The organism is Ruminococcus sp. MCC718 (genome assembly GCF_018783905.1).
Lineage (GTDB): Bacteria > Bacillota > Clostridia > Lachnospirales > Lachnospiraceae > Hominisplanchenecus > Hominisplanchenecus faecis.
On the sequence record NZ_WQNP01000159.1, the window covers coordinates 1 to 626 of the forward strand.

Here is a 626-nt window from a genome sequence, read left to right on the forward strand (position 1 = left end):
TGCCGGAATGAGGAATGTGTATCGGTGTTCCGTTCCTTTAAGTCCTATGCTTCCGGCGAACTGGTCAAGCATGAGGAACAGGACAAGGCTGGTATGGGCTATACGCTTTATATCGGTTCACTGAAAAGTGAGGTGTACTTCTGTGTCTATGAAAAAAGCTATGAACAGTACATCAAACTGGGGATTCCCATTGAGGAAGCACCGATAAAAAACAGATTTGAAATACGGTTAAAAAATGAACGTGCTTATTATGCTGTCCGTGACCTGCTGACTTACTATGACGCTGAACGGACGGCATTTTCTATTATCAACCGTTATGTACGCTTTGTGGATAAGAAAGCAGACAAGAAACGGAGCGACTGGAAATTATCTGTCCGCTGGGCGTGGTTCATCGGGGAAAACAGAGAGCCGTTAAAGCTCACGACCAAACCCGAACCCTACACACTGGACAGAACCCTACGCTGGATTCAACGGCAGGTTGACCCGACACTTAAAATGCTGGAAACAATCACAGCGAAAACAGGGATTGATTATCTGAAAGAAATCCGTAAATCCACGAAACTGACGGAAAAGCACTACAAGATAATCGAACAACAGACCACATCAACCGAAGATGTGATTTTAGA

The 626-nt window shown here is 44.6% G+C and carries 1 protein-coding gene; it reads left to right on the forward strand.

Annotated elements, in window-relative coordinates; all coding sequences use genetic code 11:
• A partial coding sequence (locus GPK60_RS12760) for a replication initiation factor domain-containing protein (RefSeq protein WP_215660496.1) occupies window positions 1-626 on the forward strand: 626 nt, incomplete at both ends.